This is a genomic window from Massilia agrisoli, assembly GCF_020831365.1.
In the GTDB taxonomy this organism is placed as follows: Bacteria; Pseudomonadota; Gammaproteobacteria; order Burkholderiales; family Burkholderiaceae_D; genus Telluria_A; species Telluria_A agrisoli.
Genome location: NZ_JAJHPV010000016.1, coordinates 1 through 628, shown reverse-complemented (window position 1 = coordinate 628; position 628 = coordinate 1). Strand labels below are relative to the sequence as shown.

Annotated in this window: 2 tRNA genes and 2 rRNA genes (1 of these 4 cut by a window edge); all 4 read right to left on the bottom strand. The window is 48.9% G+C overall.

The annotated features are described in order from the left end of the window. Nucleotides 1-24: ribosomal RNA gene (locus tag LMJ30_RS21940) — 23S ribosomal RNA — on the bottom strand (its annotated part extends 405 nt beyond the left edge of the window); the annotation flags it as partial. 242 nt (nt 25-266) lie between these two features. Beyond that, nucleotides 267-342: transfer RNA gene (locus LMJ30_RS16430), tRNA-Ala, on the bottom strand. 20 nt (nt 343-362) lie between these two features. Continuing rightward, nucleotides 363-439: transfer RNA gene (locus LMJ30_RS16425), tRNA-Ile, on the bottom strand. Between the two features lie 91 nt (nt 440-530). Then, nucleotides 531-628: ribosomal RNA gene (locus tag LMJ30_RS16420) — 16S ribosomal RNA — on the bottom strand; the annotation flags it as partial.

The following is a 628-nucleotide window of genomic DNA, read 5'->3' as shown; positions in this document are numbered from 1 at the left end:
CCATGTGCACTTATTCACTTGTCCCTATAACGTTAGCCCCTGTTGCCAGGGATCGCTACAGTTCCAAGCAAGACTTCATTTATTACTGTGTTTGATGAGTTTTACTACTACCCTAAGTGTGCTCCTTTTACAGAACACGCTTAATAAAACTTTACTTCTTCCAGATTGTTAAAGAACGAAACAGCAATGATCTCTAAAAGATCAAACCAAAATCGCAACCAGGAACTGGCTGACTTTCGTTTGCACTTTCAAGATATTAAGTAGAGTGGTGGAGGATGACGGGATCGAACCGACGACCCCCTGCTTGCAAAGCAGGTGCTCTCCCAGCTGAGCTAATCCCCCAAGGTGATACACGACCGCGTTGGTAGGGCTGGTTGGACTCGAACCAACGACCCCCGCGTTATCAACACGGTGCTCTAACCAGCTGAGCTACAGCCCCGACTTGGACACTGCTACTGTTTCTTCTAATTTCAACAGTCGATAAGAGTGGACGCTTAATGAGTGGGCTCTAGGCCCCGGTGCTACTCTAGAAAGGAGGTGATCCAGCCGCACCTTCCGATACGGCTACCTTGTTACGACTTCACCCCAGTCACGAATCCTACCGTGGTAAGCGCCCTCCTTGCGGTTA